General features: G+C 67.5%; 16 protein-coding genes. 12 read left to right on the top strand and 4 right to left on the bottom strand.

Annotated features, from left to right (window positions below; translation table 11 throughout):
- The first annotated feature begins 7 nt into the window (after positions 1-7).
- Positions 8-754 carry a fumarate/nitrate reduction transcriptional regulator Fnr gene (fnr, locus tag HAV18_RS11620; RefSeq protein ID WP_166955673.1) on the top strand — a complete coding sequence of 249 codons (747 nt, stop codon included), beginning with the start codon at positions 8-10 and terminating at the stop codon, positions 752-754.
- A 51-nt stretch (positions 755-805) separates the two neighbouring features.
- On the opposite strand, the gene HAV18_RS11625 is transcribed toward fnr, so the two are convergent.
- On the bottom strand, positions 806-1699 hold the full coding sequence (locus HAV18_RS11625; RefSeq protein ID WP_166955674.1) for a LysR family transcriptional regulator ArgP: 894 nt from the start codon (positions 1697-1699) through the stop codon (positions 806-808).
- Between the two features lie 110 nt (positions 1700-1809).
- On the opposite strand from HAV18_RS11625, the gene HAV18_RS11630 reads away from it, so the two are divergent.
- The 5 genes from HAV18_RS11630 (at position 1810) to HAV18_RS11650 (ending at position 7698) form a co-directional block, all read left to right on the top strand.
- Positions 1810-2430: a LysE/ArgO family amino acid transporter gene (locus HAV18_RS11630; RefSeq protein WP_166955675.1), complete on the top strand. Its 621-nt coding sequence runs from the start codon at positions 1810-1812 to the stop codon at positions 2428-2430.
- A 385-nt stretch (positions 2431-2815) separates the two neighbouring features.
- A complete protein-coding gene (locus tag HAV18_RS11635; RefSeq protein WP_166955676.1) occupies positions 2816-3763 on the top strand; it encodes an aldo/keto reductase in 948 nt (315 codons plus the stop codon).
- Between the two features lie 220 nt (positions 3764-3983).
- The gene (locus HAV18_RS11640; RefSeq protein WP_166955677.1) at positions 3984-4772 is read left to right on the top strand and encodes a hypothetical protein; all 789 of its coding nucleotides are present in this window, start codon (positions 3984-3986) and stop codon (positions 4770-4772) included.
- 234 nt (positions 4773-5006) lie between these two features.
- Positions 5007-5987, top strand: a complete 981-nt coding sequence (locus HAV18_RS11645) for a helix-turn-helix domain-containing protein (RefSeq protein WP_166955678.1) — start codon at positions 5007-5009, stop codon at positions 5985-5987.
- Positions 5988-6132: 145 nt separating this feature from the next.
- On the top strand, positions 6133-7698 hold the full coding sequence (locus tag HAV18_RS11650; protein WP_166955679.1) for a GMC family oxidoreductase: 1566 nt from the start codon (positions 6133-6135) through the stop codon (positions 7696-7698).
- Positions 7699-7793: 95 nt separating this feature from the next.
- Here HAV18_RS11650 and HAV18_RS11655 read toward each other — a convergent pair whose 3' ends face one another.
- Positions 7794-8774, bottom strand: coding sequence for a helix-turn-helix domain-containing protein (locus HAV18_RS11655; RefSeq protein ID WP_166955680.1), 981 nt, complete (start codon positions 8772-8774; stop codon positions 7794-7796).
- Between the two features lie 184 nt (positions 8775-8958).
- Here HAV18_RS11655 and HAV18_RS11660 point away from each other — a divergent pair, with 184 nt between their 5' ends.
- The 5 genes from HAV18_RS11660 to HAV18_RS11680 all read left to right on the top strand — a co-directional run bounded on the left by HAV18_RS11660 (position 8959) and on the right by HAV18_RS11680 (position 13907).
- Positions 8959-9492, top strand: coding sequence for a 2,4'-dihydroxyacetophenone dioxygenase family protein (locus tag HAV18_RS11660; protein WP_166955681.1), 534 nt, complete (start codon positions 8959-8961; stop codon positions 9490-9492).
- Between the two features lie 18 nt (positions 9493-9510).
- On the top strand, positions 9511-10815 hold the full coding sequence (locus tag HAV18_RS11665) for an MFS transporter (RefSeq protein ID WP_166955683.1): 1305 nt from the start codon (positions 9511-9513) through the stop codon (positions 10813-10815).
- 1 nt (position 10816) lies between these two features.
- Entirely contained in the window at positions 10817-11938 is a 1122-nt protein-coding gene (locus tag HAV18_RS11670) for a 2,3-butanediol dehydrogenase (RefSeq protein ID WP_166955685.1), read from the top strand.
- Positions 11916-12638: an SDR family NAD(P)-dependent oxidoreductase gene (locus HAV18_RS11675; protein ID WP_166955687.1), complete on the top strand. Its 723-nt coding sequence runs from the start codon at positions 11916-11918 to the stop codon at positions 12636-12638. Before HAV18_RS11670 ends, HAV18_RS11675 begins: the two co-directional genes overlap by 23 nt.
- Positions 12639-12815: 177 nt before the next feature.
- On the top strand, positions 12816-13907 hold the full coding sequence (locus tag HAV18_RS11680) for a porin (protein WP_166955689.1): 1092 nt from the start codon (positions 12816-12818) through the stop codon (positions 13905-13907).
- Positions 13908-14017: 110 nt separating this feature from the next.
- Here HAV18_RS11680 and HAV18_RS11685 read toward each other — a convergent pair whose 3' ends face one another.
- Together HAV18_RS11685 and HAV18_RS11690 are read right to left on the bottom strand one after the other, a co-directional pair.
- The gene (locus tag HAV18_RS11685; protein WP_166955691.1) at positions 14018-15508 is read right to left on the bottom strand and encodes an aldehyde dehydrogenase family protein; all 1491 of its coding nucleotides are present in this window, start codon (positions 15506-15508) and stop codon (positions 14018-14020) included.
- A 38-nt stretch (positions 15509-15546) separates the two neighbouring features.
- Entirely contained in the window at positions 15547-17145 is a 1599-nt protein-coding gene (locus HAV18_RS11690; RefSeq protein WP_166955693.1) for a GMC family oxidoreductase, read from the bottom strand.
- Positions 17146-17572: 427 nt separating this feature from the next.
- Here HAV18_RS11690 and HAV18_RS11695 point away from each other — a divergent pair, with 427 nt between their 5' ends.
- Complete coding sequence (locus tag HAV18_RS11695) at positions 17573-18523, top strand: helix-turn-helix domain-containing protein (RefSeq protein WP_166955694.1); 951 nt, start codon at positions 17573-17575, stop codon at positions 18521-18523.
- Positions 18524-18543: the final 20 nt, after the last annotated feature.

Here is an 18543-nt window from a genome sequence, read left to right on the forward strand (position 1 = left end):
AACGATCATGCTGACGCCCGTCGCCACACGTCCCGCCGCCACGCCTCATGCCGGTAGCTGGGCCCCTCGCCAGGCTGCGCACTGCTCGACGTGCGCGATGCGGCACCTGTGCATGCCGCAGGGCCTGGCGCCCGAAGCGCTCAGCCGCCTCGAGTCGGTCATCTGCGCGGCGCGCCCCGTCAAGCGCGGCGAAGCGCTGTTCCGCGAAGGCGACGCATTCGACAACCTGTACGCGGTGCGCTCGGGTTCGCTGAAAACCGTCGCGACGCGCCACGACGGCCGCGAGCAGGTCACCGGCCTGCATCTGGCGGGCGAAGCGCTCGGCCTCGACGGCATCTGCGACGACACGCATCCGCGCACCGCGGTCGCACTGGAAGACAGCTCCGTCTGCGTGATTCCGTATAGCGCGCTCAAGGCGCTGTGCTCGGAAGCCGGTTCGATGCAGTTGCGCATGCACAAGCTGATGAGCGAACAGATCGTGCGCGAAACGTCGCAAACGATGCTGCTCGGTTCGCTGAATGCCGAAGAGCGCGTCGCCGCGTTCCTGCTCGACGTATCGTCGCGCTACCTGAAGCGCGGTTACTCGCCGTCGGAATTCAACCTGCGGATGACGCGCGAAGACATCGGCAGCTACCTCGGCATGACGCTCGAAACGGTCAGCCGCACGCTGTCGAAATTCCAGAAGCGCGGCCTGATCGAAATGCAGGGCCGCCACGTCCAGATCGTCGATTTCGACGGCCTGCATCAAGTCTGATGCGATGCCGCGCGGCGCGCATCTCGCGCGCCGCCTGCGTCACCCGATCGATCAATCGAGGAACAGCGCGGCACGCGCCTTCAGCGCCGCACTGAAATCGTCGAGCCAGCCGATCGACAAACGCCAGCTCTGCCAGTAAAGGTCGATGTCGATCGTTCGCCCGCGCGACATGTCGACCAGTTCACCCGCCGCCAGTTGGCGATCGACCATCCGGTCCGGACACATCCCCCATCCCAATCCCGTCTCGCATGCGCGCAGATAGCCCGCGACGTGCGGTATCCAGTGCTGTGGCGGATCGAGATCCGCGCGCGTCACGCGCCGGATGAAACGTGCCTGCAGCCCGTCCTTCGGATTGAACATCACGCACGGTGCCCGGCGCAGCGCATCGCGCGTAATGCCCGCGCTGAAGTAGCGTTCGTAAAACGCCGGCGAGCACACCGCGCGATAACGGATCCGCCCGAGCCGCTCCGACCGGCATCCCTGGATAGGTTCGGCCTGTGCGGTCACGGCGCCCTGTACGCTGCCGTCGCGAATGCGCGAGGCCGTGTAATCCTGGTCGTCGATCACGAGGTCGAGCAACGTCTCGCGCTCCGTGCAGAAGGGCCCGACCGCGTCGATGAACCACGTCGCGACGCTGTCGTCGTTGACGGCCACACGCAACGTCGGCCACGCGCTCGCGATCTGGCCCGGCAACGCCGGCATCCGGCCGCCCAGCTCGGCTTCGAGCAGTTGCACGCGCTCGGTGTGCCGGCACAGCAGCGCACCGGATGTGGTCGCGACACACGGCTGCCCGCGCTTGACGAGCACGCTGCCGACCCGCTCCTCCAGCAATTTCACACGCTGCGACACGGCCGACGGCGTGACATTCAGCTCCTTGGCCGCACGCTCGAACGAACCGTGCCGGATCACGGCCGCGAGGGCATCGAGCAACGCGTAGTCGAGCATTAGATTTCCTTAATCTGCATTAGGTGAATTAGCTTCTCTTATTTTCATGCTGACCGCAGACTAGCGCTACCCGATTCATCCGTCTACCGCTTCCACTGCTGTCATCCATCATGAACTGGCTCGCTTTTTCCCACGGCGCCGCACTCTGCGGGTCGCTCATCGTCACCATCGGCGCGCAGAACGCATTCGTGCTGCGGCAGGGCATCATGCGCTCGCACGTCGGCAAGATCGTGCTGCTGTGCGCACTGTCCGACATGATCCTGATCGGCACGGGCGTCGGCGGCGCATCGGTGCTCGTCGAACGCTATCCGACCTTCGTCCACGCGGTGCTGTACGTCGGCCTCGCGTATCTCGCGTGGTTCGGCATCAACGCGCTGCGCCGCGCGTTCAAGCCGGGCCACGAAACGCTCGACGTGCGCGGCGATGCGGTCGCCCCGCCGCCGCAGAGCGGGCTCGCCATCGTGCTGATGACGCTCGCGTTCACGTGGCTCAACCCGCACGTGTATCTCGACACGTTCCTGTTGATCGGCACGGCCGGCGCACGCGAGCCGGAAGGCGCACGGCTCGCGTTCGCGATCGGCGCGATGACGGTCAGCGTCGTGTGGTTCCTCGGGCTTGGCTATGGTGCGCGACTGCTCGCGCCGTGGTTCCGCAAGGCCGTGGCGTGGCGCGTGCTGGACGGCGCGATCGGCAGCATGGTGCTGTTTCTCGCGGCCGTGCAGTTGCGCTGACCGGTTCACCGTCGCACGGGCGGCCGCTTGCCGCCCGTCGTTCCGGATGCTCCGGCGCAACGCCGGAGCATGCACTTTCCCGCCCTCCCGCCTGCTTCCACCCACGCGCCGTTCCGCGTCCCGCTGCGCCAGCGTCAACAAAAATCGGTTCCCGATCGAACGCAGCCACAAGAAGCGCTCACACAACGGACGCGGTGTCCGCCATGTGCGTCAAGCCGTCCGCCATCGCGACGGTGCGCCGCCTGCACGATTCGGAGCGATCGGCGAGAATGTCCGGCGTCCCGCGACAACGGCGTGACCGCACCACGTACCCCGTCGTCTCGCCGTGATCGCCTCGGCCCATCCCGCAGTTCCCTTCCGTCACCCGCAGAAATCGGAGCAGAACATGGCACACCGCACCCTCGGCACGTCGAACATCCAGGTTTCACCGCTCGCATTCGGCGGCAACGTCTTCGGCTGGACCGTCGACGAGAACACATCGTTCGCGCTGCTCGACGCACTCGCCGACACCGGCATCAACTTCATCGACACAGCCGACGTCTATTCGGCCTGGGCCCCCGGCAACAGCGGCGGCGAGTCGGAAACGATCATCGGCAAGTGGCTCAAGCGCTCCGGCAAGCGCGAACAGGTCGTGATCTCGACCAAGGTCGGCCTGCTCGCGACACGCGCGGGCCTGACGAAAGACAACATCCTGAAAGCCGCCGACGATTCGCTGCGCCGCCTGCAGACCGACTACATCGACCTGTATTTCTCGCATAGCGATCTCGCCGATACGGCCCCGCTCGAGGAAACGCTCGGCGCGTACCAAACACTGATCGACGCGGGCAAGGTGCGGATCATCGGCGCGTCGAACTACAGCGGCGCGCGGCTGCGCGAAGCCGCCGACGTCAGCCAGCGCGACGGCCTGCCCGCGTACCAGGTCATCCAGCCCGAATACAACCAGCTCGACCGCGCCGACTACGAGCGCGATCTCGAACCGGTCGTGCGCGACCTGAAGCTCGGCGTCGTCAACTACTACGCGCTCGCGAGCGGCTTCCTGTCGGGCAAGTACCGCAGCGAGGCCGACCTGAAGAAGAGCGTGCGCGGCGATCGCGTCGCCGGCTATCTGAATGAACGCGGGCTGCGCATCCTTGCGGCGCTCGATGCGGTGGCGGCGAAGCACGGCACGCAGCCGGCCGCGATCGCGCTCGCATGGCAGATCGCGCGGCCGACGATCACCGCGCCGATCGCGAGCGCGACGTCGCTGGCACAGCTGGAATCGCTCGGCGAAGCGATCCGCGTTCAGCTCGATCAGGACGACATTCGACGAATCGACGAGGCCAGCGCGGCCTGAGGTCGTCGGTAGCGGGCCGGTCGATCGGATCGCGCGGTCTGCGCGGTTCCGCGACCGGCCCGTGTCATGTGCACGACCTTGTCGCCGCACTCGCGGGGCCGGTAATTCGTAAGTGGCGGATGGATACAATGGCGTGCGTCCGGGCGGCCCGCCGCACGGCCCGACATGGCCGGACCGATATCCGTGACGGCCGGACCAACACCACGCACACGGACCGCCCATGCCCCGGAACACCCGTCGCACCCGCTACGCCTCCCCGTTCGCCGCCATGCTTGCCGTGCTGTTCGCGTGCGCGCCGGTCGCGTCTTACGCAGGCTGGTACGAAGTCGCGAACTACACCGGCGCGATCGGCAATGCGCCCGTCCACGTATCGCTGCAGACCTACGATGCAATCAACCGCAACGACGCGGGCCGCTGGCGCGTCGACGGCAGCTACTACTACGATGCACACCGCAAGCCGATCCCGTTGCAGGGCCACCGCGAGCCCGACGGCCGCGTGACGCTCTGCGAAGCATCGCTGCCCGCATCGAACGCCGAGTCGCCGGTCGTACCGGCCGCCTCCCCGTCGCGGCCGAAGCCCTGCCCGATCGCGTTGAACGTCGCCGGTAGAACGGCAACCGGCACCTGGGACGACGGTCGCAAGACATTCCCGATCACGCTGAACGAAGTCGGTCGACTGAACGACAACGATCAGGATCACCTCCAGCTCGACGGCACCGTCGATATTCCCATGTGGTATCGCACGAAGACGCACATGCTGGTCGGCGTCTACGCGCTTTCCGACAAGTGCGGCATTGCCATGCAGTCGCTGCGGGCCGTAAACATCGCGACGGGCCGCATCGACCGCACGATCCCGCTCGACTGCGACGCGGGAATGGTGATGACGTCGATCTACGCGAACGTCGCCGACGCGCGGCGGGCCGGCTACGTCAGCGTCGAGTACCGCGGCGGCAAGACGGGTTACGAGCAGGACGTGTCGCTCGGGCTGACGTCGTCTTCGTCAAGGTAGGCCGGCGGCACCTGTCTCCCGTGCGTAGCGAAATGCACGCCACATAGCTGAAAACCGACATCGCGTTTTGACCGAAACGGCCGCTTGTGTTGACTCAGCCGGACATCGATCGCGCCGCCGCCCGCAACGCCCCGCTGCAGCGGGTCACACGCCTGCCCCGGGTCTTTCACGGATTGACCGCGCGGTTCCACGTGCCCGAGACTGCGCCGCTCGAGCGGTCATTGGGAGAACGTCATGCCGGACACCAGCACGGAGATCGTCACGGTCTCGACGCGCGCCGTACGCGGCCACGAACGCGTCGACTTCTGGGTCGACCATGTCGCGCGCACGCTCGTGCGGATCGAATGCAGCGGCAAGTCGTCCGAAGGCATTGACGCGACGCTACGCAGGCGCGATCTCGGGCTGTTCGGTGCCTGCGACATCGTCGCGAACCGGCATGCGGTCGTGCGCACGTCGCACAACATCCATGCGGACCAGCGCGACGCCGTGTTCATCTGCCTGATGCACGCGGGGCAAGGCTATACGTTCCAGGACGTCGACTGCATGCAGCACGGGCCCGGCGACCTCGTCCTCTACGACACGTCGATGCCGTACGGTCACGGCTTTCCCGCCGACATGGCGATGACCGTGCTCGACGTGCCGCGCGACGTGTTCGAGGCACGCGTCGGCCCGTGGCGCTATCGCAGCCTCGTCAAGATCGATCGCGGCGACGGCGTCGCGTCGTGGGCCGTGCGGCAAGTCTATGCGCTGCTCGCCGCGCCTCAGGAGCCGACGCCCGATGCGCGCGAACGGCGCGCCGCCGCGATACTCGATCTCGTGCAGTCGACGCTGCGGCTGCGCGACGGCGACGCGTCCCCGACCAAGTCGACCGTCCACACGCTGTCGCGCGCGAAGGCGTTCATCGACAGCCATCTCGCCGACGACGACCTCGACAGCCAGTCGGTGAGCCGAGCGATCAACCTGTCGCCGCGCCAGCTCGCACGCGTATTCGAGATCGAAGGGATGCCGCTCACCCGCTACATCCTGGCGCGGCGGCTCGAGCGCTGCCGCGCCGACTTGCGCGACCGGTCGCTGAAGCACCTGACGGTCAGCGAAATCGCGTTCCGCTGGGGCTTCAACAACAGCGCGCACTTCAGCCGCAGTTATCGCGCGCGCTTCGGCGAGACGCCGAGCGAGTCGCGCGCGCCGGCACCGGCGCCGGCCGACGCGCGATAGTCCGCCACCGTCCCCCCACCGCCGTGTCCCTGCGAGGCAAGCACGGCGTCCGTCCCGGTCAAATGGGGCCGCATAGCGGCCGCTAAGCTGGCTTCCTGCGTGGCGGCACTCGTTTCGCCGCCGAACAGCAAGGAGAAGAAGCGGGATGGAGACGTACGACCATATCGTCGTCGGCGGCGGCTCGGCCGGCTGCACGGTCGCGCACCGGCTGGTGAAGGCAGGCAGGCGCGTGCTGCTGCTCGAGGACGGCCCGAAGGACGACAGCCTGTTCATCCGGATTCCGGCGACGTTCATCCGCGTGCTCGGCACGCCGCGCACGGTCACGTTCGAGAGCGAGCCGCAACCCGGTGCGGCGGGACGCAAGACCTACGTACCGCAGGGCCGTACGCTCGGTGGCGGCAGTTCGGTCAACGCGATGCTGTACGTGCGCGGCACGCGCGACGATTACGACGACTGGGCCGCACTCGGCTGCACGGGCTGGGGCTGGGACGACGTGCTGCCCGTGTTCAAGCGCGCCGAATCGCACCTGCGGCTCTCCGAGCCGTTTCACGGCGTCGACGGGCCGCTGAAAGTCGGCGACACGCGCTTCCGGCATCCGTTGAGCCTCGCGTTCGTGAAAGCCGCGCAGGAAACCGGCATCGCCTACAACGACGATTTCAACGGCGCCGCGCAACATGGCGCAGGCTTCTACCACACGACGATCTTCGACGGGCAGCGCGGCAGCACCGCGGCCACCTATCTCGCCGCCGCGATCGGCCACCCGAACCTGCGCGTGCTGACCGGCTGCCGCGTCACGCGCATCCTGTTCGACGGCCGGCGCGCGACCGGCGTCGAATGGCGGACGGCAAGCGGCGCAACGGGTTCGGCCGCCGCGCGCGCCGACGTCGTGCTCGCGGCCGGCGCGCTGAGCACGCCGAAGCTGCTGATGCTGTCGGGCATCGGGCCCGGCGCGCACCTGCACGCGCACGGCATCGACGTGCTGCACGACAGCCGCGACGTCGGCGCGCATTACCAGGATCATCTCGAAGTCTCGATCTACGGCCGCAGCCACGCGCCCGTCAGCCTGCTGGGCGAGGATCGCGGGCTGAAGGCGTTGCGGCACGGGCTGCAGTGGATGCTGTGCCGCACGGGCCTGCTGACGTCGAACGTCGTCGAATCCGGCGCGTTCGTCGACACGACCGGCAGCGGCCGCCCGGACATCCAGTTCCACGTGCTGCCGACGCTCGTCGGCGACGTCGATCGCGAGCCGCTGCCCGGCCACGGGCTGTCGATCAACCCGTGCCTGCTCAGGCCGCGCTCGCGCGGCTCGGTGCAACTGCGCGGCAACGATCCGGCCGCGCCGATCCTGTTCGACAGCGGCGCGCTGTCCGACCCGGCCGATGTCGATGGCCTCGTGCGCGGCGTCGCGCTCGCGCGGCGGATCATCCGCGCGCCGTCGCTCGCCCGCATCGTGCGCGAAGCCGAGACGCTGACCGATACGGCACTCGCCGACTACGTGCGGCGTCGCGCGAAAACCGTCTATCACCCGGCCGGCACCTGCCGCATGGGCAACGACGAGCACGCGGTCGTGACGCCGCGCCTCTCGGTGCAGGGCGTCGACGGCTTGCGGATCTGCGATGCGTCGGTGATGCCGCGCATCGTATCCGGCAACACGAACGCGCCGACGATCATGATCGCGGAGCGCTGCGCCGAGTTCATGCTCGCCGAATGACGCGACGCAGCGCATCGCATGTGCGCTCGTTCACTGCACTAAAAAAACGGCGCGTGAGACACGCGCCGCCGCTCCATCCGCATCGACTGCCGGAATCAGCCCCCGGCCGTACGTGCCGCCTCGCGCAGCGCCATCGGCGACGCACCATAGCGCTCGCGAATCGCACGGCTGAAGTGCGCCTGGCTCGAGAAGCCCCAGCGAAACGCGATTTCGCCGACACGCGCCTTGCGCAGCCGCGCATCGGTCAGCTCGCGATGCGCATGCGACAGCCGTTCCGACCAGATGTGCTGCGTGATCGACTCGCCTTCGGCCGCAAAGAGCCGGCTCAGATGCCGCAGCGACAACCCGACCGCGTCGGCGACGGCCTGCGGCCCGAGCTCCGGGTCACCCAGGTGCGTTGCAATGTACTGCTTCGCGGTCAGCAGATACGACAGCGACGCGCGCGATGCGCCTGCACCGTTCACCTCCGCATCGATGAGCTCCGCGATCAGCGTGCGCGTGTGTTCGGCAAACTGCGCGGCGTCGCGCTCGACCGGATCCTTCATGAACCGCTCGACACTCGCGCGCAACGTCGCGCCGAGCATCGCGCCCGCACCGGGCTTCGGCGCGATCCGCAGCGGCAGCGCCGCCAGTTCCGCATCGAGCCGTGCGTCGAACGTGGTGATCGGGATATCGATCAGCAGCTGCCGCATCGGCGTGAGGAATCCGAACAGATAAGGCACGCGCGTGTCGTAGACGACGACATCCCCGGCTTCCGCGAGCAGGCACCGGTCGCGCTGGATGAAATACGCGCGGCCGCTCAGGATCTGGCACGCGAACAGCGACTCCTTCGGCAACTGGCGCACCAGCGCGGGGCTGCGTTCGATCACGTGATCCTGGCCGCTGATGTCGGCGAGGCCAAGGCCCGGCAGCGCGATATCGGTCTTCTCGACCTCGAGCCCGGCCGGCGATAGCGACGAGCAGCGCAGGCCGACCAGCGTCGCCGCGTTGAACGCGTCCCAGTACGCCATCCGGTCGCGCGCCGGCACGTCGGCGGTCGAGCCTCGCGTGCGGGAAAAAACGGTCGAATTCGTCACGTCGCCTCCTGCTGGCGCCCGTCGTACGGAGCGGCATGCATTGCGGAATTGGGGGATGGATCGTTTAAACGTCGTGCGGTGCGATGTCCGGCCCGATCAAGCAATTCGTCCAGCCCAGTCAAGAGCGGCGCGCACCTGCTGGCTAAAGTCGAGCCCACGACACCCAAACACAAGGAGACGAACCGTGGTCGACAAAGCCGTAGCCGAATTCTGGCAAAACATCCCGCCGATTGCCAATCCGTTCAAGCCCGATGCGCTGCCCGAAGCGTACATCGCGAACGCGGCCACCGACGACGAGCGCTATTACGTTCCGTTCACCGAAACGGTTTCGTCGCGACCGCTGTGGATCTCGCCGTCGCAGAACAAATGGTGCGACATCCTGATGGCGAAACAAGCGGGGCTCGTGAACCGGCACTATCACCCGCACGAGGTGTTCGCGTACACGCTGTCGGGCAAGTGGGGCTACCTGGAACACGAATGGACCGCGACGCGCGGCGATTTCGTGTACGAGACGCCGGGCGAGGGCCACACGCTCGTCGCATTCGATCACCCCGAGCCGATGCGCGCGTTCTTCATCGTCAAGGGGCCGCTGATCTGGCTCGACGACGAAGGCAATCCCGACGGCTACTTCGACGTGCACTCGTACATCGCGATGTGCAAGGCGCACTACGAGAAGGTCGGCCTCGGCGCGCAAGCGATCGAGAAGCTGTTCCGCTGACCCGCGGCGAGGCTCACCATGACATCCCCTTCCTCCTCCAGGCCCGCATGGACGTACGAGAACAGGCTGCTGCTGATCCTGTTCATGACGTTCGGTTTCGTGTTCTTCGACCGCCTCGCGCTGTCGTTCCTGTTCCCGTTCATGTCCGCCGAGCTGCACCTGACGAATGCGCAGCTCGGCATGGTGTCGTCCGCGCTCGCGCTCACGTGGGCGCTGTCGGGCGCCGCGACCGGCGCGTGGTCCGACGCGCGCGGCACCCGCAAGCCGCTGCTGATCGCCGCCGTGATCGGCTTTTCCGTGTTCTCGGCGCTGTCGGGGCTCGTCGGCGGCTTCGCGAGCCTGATCGCGTTCCGCGCACTGATGGGCATCGCCGAAGGCCCCGTGCTGCCGCTGTCGCAATCGCTGATGGTCGAGAGCTCGACGCCGAGCCGCCGCGGGCTGAACATGGGCCTGCTGCAGGGCTCCGCCGCCGGCCTGCTTGGCGCGATGATCGGCCCGCCGGTCGTGATCGGCATCGCGACCGCGTACGGCTGGCGCCACGCGTTCTTCGTATCGTGCATCCCCGGCTTCCTGATCGCGTTCTGCATCTGGCGCTGGGTCCGCGAAGTGCCGCCCGGCGGTGCACGGCATGCGCAGGCCGACACCGTCGGCGCGCCGGCCGCGGGCGGTGCAGCGATCAGCCGCTGGGCGCTGCTGAAGGAACGCAACATCCTGCTTTGCATGCTGATCAGTTGCTTCTTCCTCACGTGGTTCATCGTGATCATCTCGTTCGCGCCGGTGTTCCTCGTCGAGAGCCGCCACCTGTCCCCTGCCGACATGGGCGTCGTGATGACCTGCCTCGGCGCCGCGTGGGTGTTCTGGGGTTTCGCGGTGCCCGCGATCTCCGACCGGATCGGCCGCAAGCCGACGATGATCGTGTTCGCGCTAATCGCCGCCGCGTGCCCCGTCGCGATGATTCACGCGAATTCGCTGGGGGCGCTCTGCGCGCTCGTGCTCGCGACCTACACGGGCCTCGGCTGTTTCACGCTGTTCATGGCGACGATCCCGGCCGAAACCGTCGCGCCCCGCTCGATCGCCAGCGCACTCGGGCTGATCATGGGCGCCGGCGAGCTGATCGGCGGCTTCGTCGCGCCGACCGTCGCCGGCTTCGCCGCCGACAAGTACGGCCTGCAGTTCGCGATGTGGACGTCGGCGACCGGCGCGATCCTCGCGTGCGTGCTGTCGTTCGGCCTCGTCGAAACCGCGCCCGCCGTGCTGCGCAAGCGCGCGCTCGCCGGCACGGCCGCGAACCGTCTCGATACACAGAACCTCGGAGGACGCTGACATGCGTGCACTTCAATGGCATGGCCCGCGCGACGTCCGTCTCGTGGAAATCGATACGCCGCGCGCCGGGCCGGGCGAGGTACGCATCGCGGTCGCGTATTGCGGCATCTGCGGCAGCGACCTGCACGAATACGCGGACGGCCCGCACGCGATTCCGGTCGACACGCCGCATGCGTTGTCCGGCCGTACCGCGCCGCTGACGCTCGGCCACGAGTTCTGCGGCACCGTCGTCGAAGTCGGCGAAGGCGTAACGACGCTGAACCCCGGCGATTGTGTCGCCGTCGAGCCCGAATATCGCTGCCACCAATGCGCGTACTGCCGTTCGGGGTCGTACAACCTGTGCGTGTCGATGGGCTTCGCCGGGCTGATGGGCGACGGCGGGATGGCCGACTTCGCGGTCGTGCCCGCCTACATGCTGTACCGGCTGCCCGACGGCGTGAGTCTCGAACAGGCCGCCGTGATGGAACCGGCCGCCGTCGCGCTGCACGCGCTGCGCCGCGCCGAACTCCGGCTCGGCGATACGTGCGCGGTGTTCGGGCTCGGGCCGATCGGCCTCCTGCTGATCCAGCTCGCGAAGCTGCAGGGTGCGACGACCATCGTCGCGGTCGACGTGTCGCCCGAGCGCCTCGCAGCCGCCGCACGCTTCGGCGCAACACACACGTTCAATGCACGCACGCTCGACGCGTCCGTGCTGCGCGACGCGATCCACGAGGCGTCGGGCGGGCTCGGTGTCGATGCGAGCTTCGAGGCGGCCGGCTTGCCGGCCACGTTCGAGGCAGCGATGCAGGCACTGCGCAAGGGCGGCCGCGTCGTGATGGTCGGCCTGATGCCCCAGGCGGGCTTCGACGCGTTCCGCGCGGTCAACGACGAACTGACCTTCACGGCGAGCGTCGGCTACCGGCATGCGTACGAGGACCTGCTGCGCATCGTCGCATCGGGCGCGCTGGATCTCACGTCGATCGTCACGCGCACCGTGTCGCTGGAGGACGCCGTCGCCGACGGCTTCGACGCGCTGCTCGCCGATCGTACGCAGATCAAGATCCTGGTTTCCCCCGCGCAGCGGCACGCGCGCTCCACCCACACCGTCGAGAGTGTCGAACATGAGTCGCCAGTGGTTATTTGAGGGCAAGACCGTCGCCATAACGGGTGGCACGTCAGGCATCGGCGCGAGCACTGCGTGGCGTTTCGCGGAAGCCGGCGCATCGGTCGTGGCGCTCGGGCTCGACGCTACCGGCCCGCATGCGCCGGTGCATCCGCGCGTCCGGTGCATGGAGCTGGACGTGACCGACAGCGACGCCCTGACACGCACGATCGCCGCCTTGCCGCGGCTCGACGTGCTCGTCAACGGCGTCGGCATCAGCCGGCACGCGGACGAATACCGGATGGACCAGTTCGAGCTCGTGCTGAACGTGAACCTGACGTCGGTGATGCGCGCGTCCGACGCCGCGTTGCCGGCGCTGTCCGCACACGGCGGCAGCATCGTCAATATCGCGTCGATGTACACGTACTTCGGCAGCAAGGACCGCCCCGCGTACAGCGCGAGCAAGGGCGGCATCGCGCAGCTCACGCGCTCGCTCGCGCAGGCGTGGGCCGATCGCGGCATTCGCGTGAACGCGGTCGCCCCCGGCTGGATCGACACGCCGCTCAGCAGCGGCCTGATGGCCGACACGCAGGCGTCGCGCCGCATCCTCGAGCGCACGCCGCTCGGGCGCTGGGGCACGGCCGACGAAGTTGCGGACGTGATCCTGTTTCTGTGTTCGCCCGGTGCATCGTTCGTGACCGGCGCGGTCGTGCCGGTGGATGGCGGGTATTCGACGGTCTAGCGCGCGGCGCACGGCGTGTCGGCGGGCAGGCAGCCGCTCCCCGATGCCCCGTGCGCGACGCGCCCCGTTCGGTTGCACCTGATCCGGGATCGTTCCGGCTCAGGTTTCTTCATATCAATCAGTAGTCCAATCAAAAATATCCGACCCGATCGGAAACATGTGAGGAGCACATTGGAGATGACGAAAAAGACCCTTCTGGCGCTCGCGGCATGCGCCATTCCCGCCGCGTCGTTCGCGCAAAGCAGCGTGACGATGTTCGGGCTGATGGATGCCGGCATCAGCTATGTCAGCAACGAAGGCGGCCACGGCAACGCGAAGTTCGACGACAACATCTTCTTCCCGAACCTGCTCGGTTTCGAAGGCAAGGAGGATCTCGGCGCGGGCACGCGCGCGATCTTCCGGCTCGTGAACCAGTATTCGCTCGGCAACGGCTCGATCATCGGCGGCGGGCTGTTCGCGCGGCAGGCCTACGTCGGGCTGGAAAACGACCGCTACGGCAAGCTCACGCTCGGCAACCAGTACGAGTTCATGGTCGATGCGCTCGCCGGCAGCGGCAACGAGATCGCGCAGGATCTCGTCGGCCTGTACGGCTTTCGCAACGGGCCGTTCGACAAGCTCGCGCTACCGAACAACCCGACCGGCGCGTTCGACTGGGATCGTGTCGCGGGCAGCAATCGTGTCGCGAACTCCGTCAAGTACACGAGCCCGTCGCTGTCGGGCCTGACCTTCGGCGCGCTATACGGTTTCGGCAACGTCGCGGGGTCGGTCGGCGCGAACAACACGGTCAGCGTCGGCGCGAGCTACGACAACGGCCCGTTCGGCGCGGGCGCGGCCTATACGAACGAGAAATACGGCGCGGCGGCCGGGCTGCCGGCCACCAGCGTGCGCAACTGGGGCGCGGGCGTGCATTACACGCTCGGCACGGTCACGGGGAAGGCGCTCGTGACGACCGTGCGCAACGCCGCGAACGGCGCGGGCGTCTGGTCGGCCGAGGCCGGCGCGTCGTGGCATCCATCGCCCGCCTGGGTGGTCGGCGCGAGCTACACGTACATGAAAGGCAACGACACGCTCGACAACGCACATGCGCACCAGTTTCTCGCCGCCGTCCAGTACTGGTTGTCGAAGCGCACGATGGTGTACGTGGCGGGTGTGCATCAGCGCGCAAATCACGGCAGCAACGCGCAGATCAACGGCGTGATGGATGCGAACGGCGCGTCGAGCGGCGCGCTGCAATCGATCGCCCGAGTCGGGTTCAGTACGCGGTTCTGACGGAGCGGGATCGGTTGCGTCGCCCGCATCGTCGGGCCGATGCAACCGATCGGTTCGGGTCGAACCGGCGCGTTACCGGGCCTTCATGCGGCAACGCGCCTGTCCTGCACTCAAAAGCGGATCGTCACGGATTTCGGTTCCGTATAAGCGTCGATGAACGCCGACCCGTATTCGCGGCCGACCCCGGACCCTTTCGCGCCACCGAACGGCACGGCCGGATCCACCAGCGTATGCATGTTCACCCACACGGTGCCCGCCGCGATGCGCGGCACATGACGAAGCGCCTTCGACAGATCGTTCGTCCAGAGGCTGGCGGTCAGCCCGAACGGCGTGTCGTTCATCATCGCGATCAGTTCGTCCTCGTCGTCGAACGGCACGAACGCGCCGACCGGCCCGAAGATTTCGTTGCGGTACACGCTCGACTGCAGCGACTTCGGCACGACGAGCGTCGGCTTCACGTAGAACCCGTCGCGTGCATATGCGCTGCCGCCCGCGACGATGTCGTCGCCCTCCGCCTTCGCCTGCGCGAATGCATCGAGGCACTTGCGGAACTGCGGCTCGTTGCAGACCGGGCCGATCATGCCCGCGTCGTCCATCGGATCGGACGGCTCGAAGCTGTCGAGGCGCGCCTTCAGTTTTCCGACGACTTCATCGAACTGCGAACGATGCACGAAGAAGCGCTCCGCCGACGCGCAGATCTGCCCGCTGTGCAGGAACCCGGCCTCGACCACGCCGTCGAGAATTTTCTCGACCGGCGTATCCGGCAGGAACGCGGCCGCGTTCTTGCCGCCCAGTTCGAGCGTGAAGCGCGTGAGGTTCGCGTTGACGGCTTCTTCGCCGATGATGCGGCCGGTCGGCACCGAGCCCGTGAACGAGACCTTCGCCACGCGAGGATCCCGAATAACCTTTGCCCCGACCTTGCCCGCACCGTTGATGACGTTCAGCGTCCCCGGCGGCAGGCCGGCTTCGGTGCCGAGCTCGGCGATACGCAGCATCGTCAGCGGCGTGAATTCCGACGACTTGATCAGCACCGTGTTGCCGGTCGCGAGCGCCGCACCGAATTTCCAGACGGGAATCATCACCGGGAAGTTCCACGGGATAATGCCGAAGACAACGCCGAGCGGCTCGCGCAGCGTAAACGACGTGTACCGCTCGCCATTCATGCTCGGAAACGACGGCGCCAGCGTTTCGCCCGCGATCTTGGTCGCCCAGCCCGCGTAGTAGCGCAGCCAGCGCGCCGACCACGCCACCTCGATCATGCGCGACACGCCGATCAGCTTGCCCGACTGCGCGGTTTCGATCTGTGCGATCTCCTCGCCGTGCGCGTCGATCAGATCGGCGAACCGCAACAGGATGCGCTCGCGATCGGCCGGTGTCATGCGTGCCCACTCGCCGCGAAACGCGCGATCGGACGACGCGATCGCGGCCTCGATCTCGTCGTCGGTCGCCTGCGCGACGGAGCCGATCACCGCTCGCGTTGCCGGGTTCACGACCTCGATCCGTTCGCCACCGCGGCCGGCCACCGCCCGCCCGTCGATGTACTGACCCTGCTCGCGCGCGAGAAACGCTTTGACTTCGTCCAGCATCTGTACCAACGCCATCTGTTGACCTCCGGAAATCGATTGGGATGAAAAATCGGTCAGGCCGCGTTCGCGATCAGGTCCGACGCCTTTTCGGCGAGCGCGATCGTCGGCGCGTTCGTGTTGCCGCTCGGGATACTCGGCATCGTCGAGCTGTCGGCCACCCGCAGCCCCGCGATGCCGTGCACGCGCAGTTGCGGATCGACGACGGACGACGCCGCGTCCGTGCCCATCCGGCACGTGCCCACCGGGTGATAGACCGTCTTCGCGGCGCCGCGCACCCAGTCCTCGATCGCGGCTTCGTCGTCGGGCGGGCAGTCCGGCGAGAAGACTTCGTCGACGAGTGCGGCGAGCGCGGGCTGGCGCAGCAGCTTCAGCGCGAGCTTCGCCGCGCGGATCTGGCCGTCCACGTCCCGGCGGTCGGACAAGTAGCGGCCATCGATGCGCGGCAAGTCGTCCGGGTTCGACGAGCGGATCGTCACGCGGCCGCGCGAACGCGGCTGCAGATGCCCCGTCTTGATGGTGATGCCGTGCGTGCGACCCCGCGTGACGCCGACCGGATCGTCGAACGAGTCGATCGTCGGCAGGAAATGAAACTGGACATCCGGTTGCCCCTGGCCGCAGGTGTCGACGAACGCGAACCCTTCGAGCACCGGCGACGTCAGGACGCCCGAGCGGAAGCACTTCCACTGGATGCCGTGCTTGAGCGCGCGCCAGCCGCGATCCTCGCCGTAGAGCGAGATCGGCGCGTTGATGGTCGCGTTGACCGACATGTGCAGGTGATCGTGGAAATTTTCGCCGACCGGCAGCACGTGCCTGACCGCCACCCCCGCGTCGTCGAGCACGCCGCGCGGCCCGATGCCGGAAAGCTGCAGGATCTTCGGCGAGCCGATCGCGCCGGCCGTCAGGATGACTTCCGCACGGGCACGGGCCGTCACCTTGCGGCCGCCCTGCCGATACGTGACGCCGGTTGCACGGCCGCCTTCGATTTCGATCCGCTCCACCAGCGCATCGACTTCGAGTTGCAGTTCCTGGCGGTGCCTGACCGACTTCAGATAGGTCGCGGCCGTCGAGCCACGCTCGCCGTTGAAGATCGTCGCCTGATAGAACCCGACACCCTCCTGCCGCTCGCCGTTGTAGTCGATCAGGTAATCGAGGCCCATCTGCTGGCCGGCCCGCACGAACGCCTGCGACAGCGGATGGCGATAGCGGATCTCGGTGACTTGCAGATGTCCGTCGTTGCCGTGATGAGGTGCAGTCAGCGACTCGTTGTTCTCCGCCTTCGCGAAGTAGCGCAGCATGTCGTCCGCGCCCCAGCCCGTGCAGCCGAATTCGTTCTCCCAACGGTCGTAATCGTTGCGGTGCCCGCGCACGTAAAGCATCCCGTTGACCGAACTCGAGCCGCCGAGCACGCGCCCTTGCGGCACCGCGATCGAGCGGCCCTTCACGTCGTCCGACGGCTCGGCCGCATACGGCCACGTGTGGCGCGGAATCGCCTTGGCGATCCCGCCCGGCATGTGGATGAACAGGTCCTTGTCGTGCCCGCCCGCTTCCAGCAGCAGGACGGTGCCCTTGCGGCGCTCCACGAGACGGGTCGCAAGGGTGCAGCCCGCCGACCCGGCGCCAATGACGATGTAATCGAAGGTTCTATCGGACATCTGATATGCATCCGCCGTCGCCCGGCGACCTGCGCCGGCCCGCGCTGCCGCGGCCTGCGTCCGTCGTCCGCCTTCGGCGGCGTCTCCTTGAAATCGGTGGTTGTTCTGAATGGCGCAAGCCGGCCCGTGCGGTGCGCCGCGACGCGGCGGGCATCGCGTTGGCGAAGGCACGCCCCGGGCGGACGATGTGTCGTCCGTTTGCCGATTCTAGGAGCGCGCCGCCCGCGCAAATCGGCGCTCCGTGCACACTTTTGGCCTCAGCGTGCAGAACCGCGCGGCACACGACCGGCGGGGCGCAATTTCGGTCAGGATGGGGGTATCGACGCGATCCGCGCCCGCCGCCGACCCTCGGCAGGCGTGGCCTGCCTACCCGCCTCGGGCATTTGCATTAACCTTGGTACGTTCCAGGATCTTCCCTCTCCCGGCCATGGCACATGAACTCGTCGTCAGCGCCAGCAACGGCAGCGCCAATCTGCGTGAACTCGTCGCGGAGAGTTTCCTGCCGCTGGTTTTCCACGACACCGGCCCTCTTTTCCGGATGTCGGTGCGCGTTGCGTCAGTGGGCGGGCTGCGCATGGCGGAGGTGGACACCACGGCCGTCCGGGTGGACCGCGATCGCGCACTCGCTGCTCGCGCGGAAAGCGACTGCTACAAGATCCTGTTCCAGATCGCCGGGCAAAGCCGCATCACGCAGCGCAACACGACGTCGACCGTCAATCCGGGGGAATGGGTGATCTACGACGCGACCCAGCCGTACCGGATCGAATCCGCGAACGCGTCGCGCTTCGTCGCCGCGCTGACGCCGCCGCGCAGCAGCACGATGTGGCGGTGGTTCGTGGAGCGGGCGGGCGTCCAGGTTCGCCAGACCGTCGGCAATGCGCGGCTGGCGCTTCAGTCCATCCACTTCCTGATGGACGGGCAGGTGCCGAACGATCCGGAAAGCCTGTTCGGCTTCGAGCAGTCGACGCTGATGCTGCTCGATTCGGTGATCCGCCGCGAAGCCGGCGATTCGCTGACCGGCGCCGACGCGCGCAGCGCGGCCTTGCGCATGAATGCCGAAATCCATCTCGCGCATCACTACCACGACCCCGACCTGTCGCCGGACCGGCTGGCAAGCGCATTGAACGTGTCGAGGCGCACGCTCTACAGCGCACTCGCCACGACCAACCAGACGCCGCAGAGCCTGATCCAGGAATACCGGCTGCAGGCGAGCCGGCGCGCGCTGGAGGATCCGGCGGATACCAACCGGAACCTGCTGGAGCTGGCGATCGCGTGCGGCTTCTCGGACATCACGCATTTCGGGCGGGCGTTCAAGGCACGGTTCGGATGCAGCCCCGGGGCTTACCGGCTCGCGCATCGAAATATTCCGGGGTCTTGAAACGCTGTTTCCGGCGGCCG

The organism is Burkholderia sp. D-99, assembly GCF_011605345.1.
In the GTDB taxonomy this organism is placed as follows: Bacteria; Pseudomonadota; Gammaproteobacteria; order Burkholderiales; family Burkholderiaceae; genus Burkholderia.

Excerpts from the sequence above, each read along its gene's own strand:
- fnr (WP_166955673.1), top strand. The coding sequence starts at position 8 with ATGCTGACGCCCGTCGCCACACGTCCCGCCGCCACGCCTCATGCCGGT.
- HAV18_RS11625 (WP_166955674.1), bottom strand. The coding sequence starts at position 1,699 with ATGCTCGACTACGCGTTGCTCGATGCCCTCGCGGCCGTGATCCGGCAC.
- HAV18_RS11630 (WP_166955675.1), top strand. The coding sequence starts at position 1,810 with ATGAACTGGCTCGCTTTTTCCCACGGCGCCGCACTCTGCGGGTCGCTC.
- HAV18_RS11635 (WP_166955676.1), top strand. The coding sequence starts at position 2,816 with ATGGCACACCGCACCCTCGGCACGTCGAACATCCAGGTTTCACCGCTC.
- HAV18_RS11640 (WP_166955677.1), top strand. The coding sequence starts at position 3,984 with ATGCCCCGGAACACCCGTCGCACCCGCTACGCCTCCCCGTTCGCCGCC.
- HAV18_RS11645 (WP_166955678.1), top strand. The coding sequence starts at position 5,007 with ATGCCGGACACCAGCACGGAGATCGTCACGGTCTCGACGCGCGCCGTA.
- HAV18_RS11650 (WP_166955679.1), top strand. The coding sequence starts at position 6,133 with ATGGAGACGTACGACCATATCGTCGTCGGCGGCGGCTCGGCCGGCTGC.
- HAV18_RS11665 (WP_166955683.1), top strand. The coding sequence starts at position 9,511 with ATGACATCCCCTTCCTCCTCCAGGCCCGCATGGACGTACGAGAACAGG.
- HAV18_RS11670 (WP_166955685.1), top strand. The coding sequence starts at position 10,817 with ATGCGTGCACTTCAATGGCATGGCCCGCGCGACGTCCGTCTCGTGGAA.
- HAV18_RS11675 (WP_166955687.1), top strand. The coding sequence starts at position 11,916 with ATGAGTCGCCAGTGGTTATTTGAGGGCAAGACCGTCGCCATAACGGGT.
- HAV18_RS11680 (WP_166955689.1), top strand. The coding sequence starts at position 12,816 with ATGACGAAAAAGACCCTTCTGGCGCTCGCGGCATGCGCCATTCCCGCC.
- HAV18_RS11685 (WP_166955691.1), bottom strand. The coding sequence starts at position 15,508 with ATGGCGTTGGTACAGATGCTGGACGAAGTCAAAGCGTTTCTCGCGCGC.
- HAV18_RS11690 (WP_166955693.1), bottom strand. The coding sequence starts at position 17,145 with ATGTCCGATAGAACCTTCGATTACATCGTCATTGGCGCCGGGTCGGCG.
- HAV18_RS11695 (WP_166955694.1), top strand. The coding sequence starts at position 17,573 with ATGGCACATGAACTCGTCGTCAGCGCCAGCAACGGCAGCGCCAATCTG.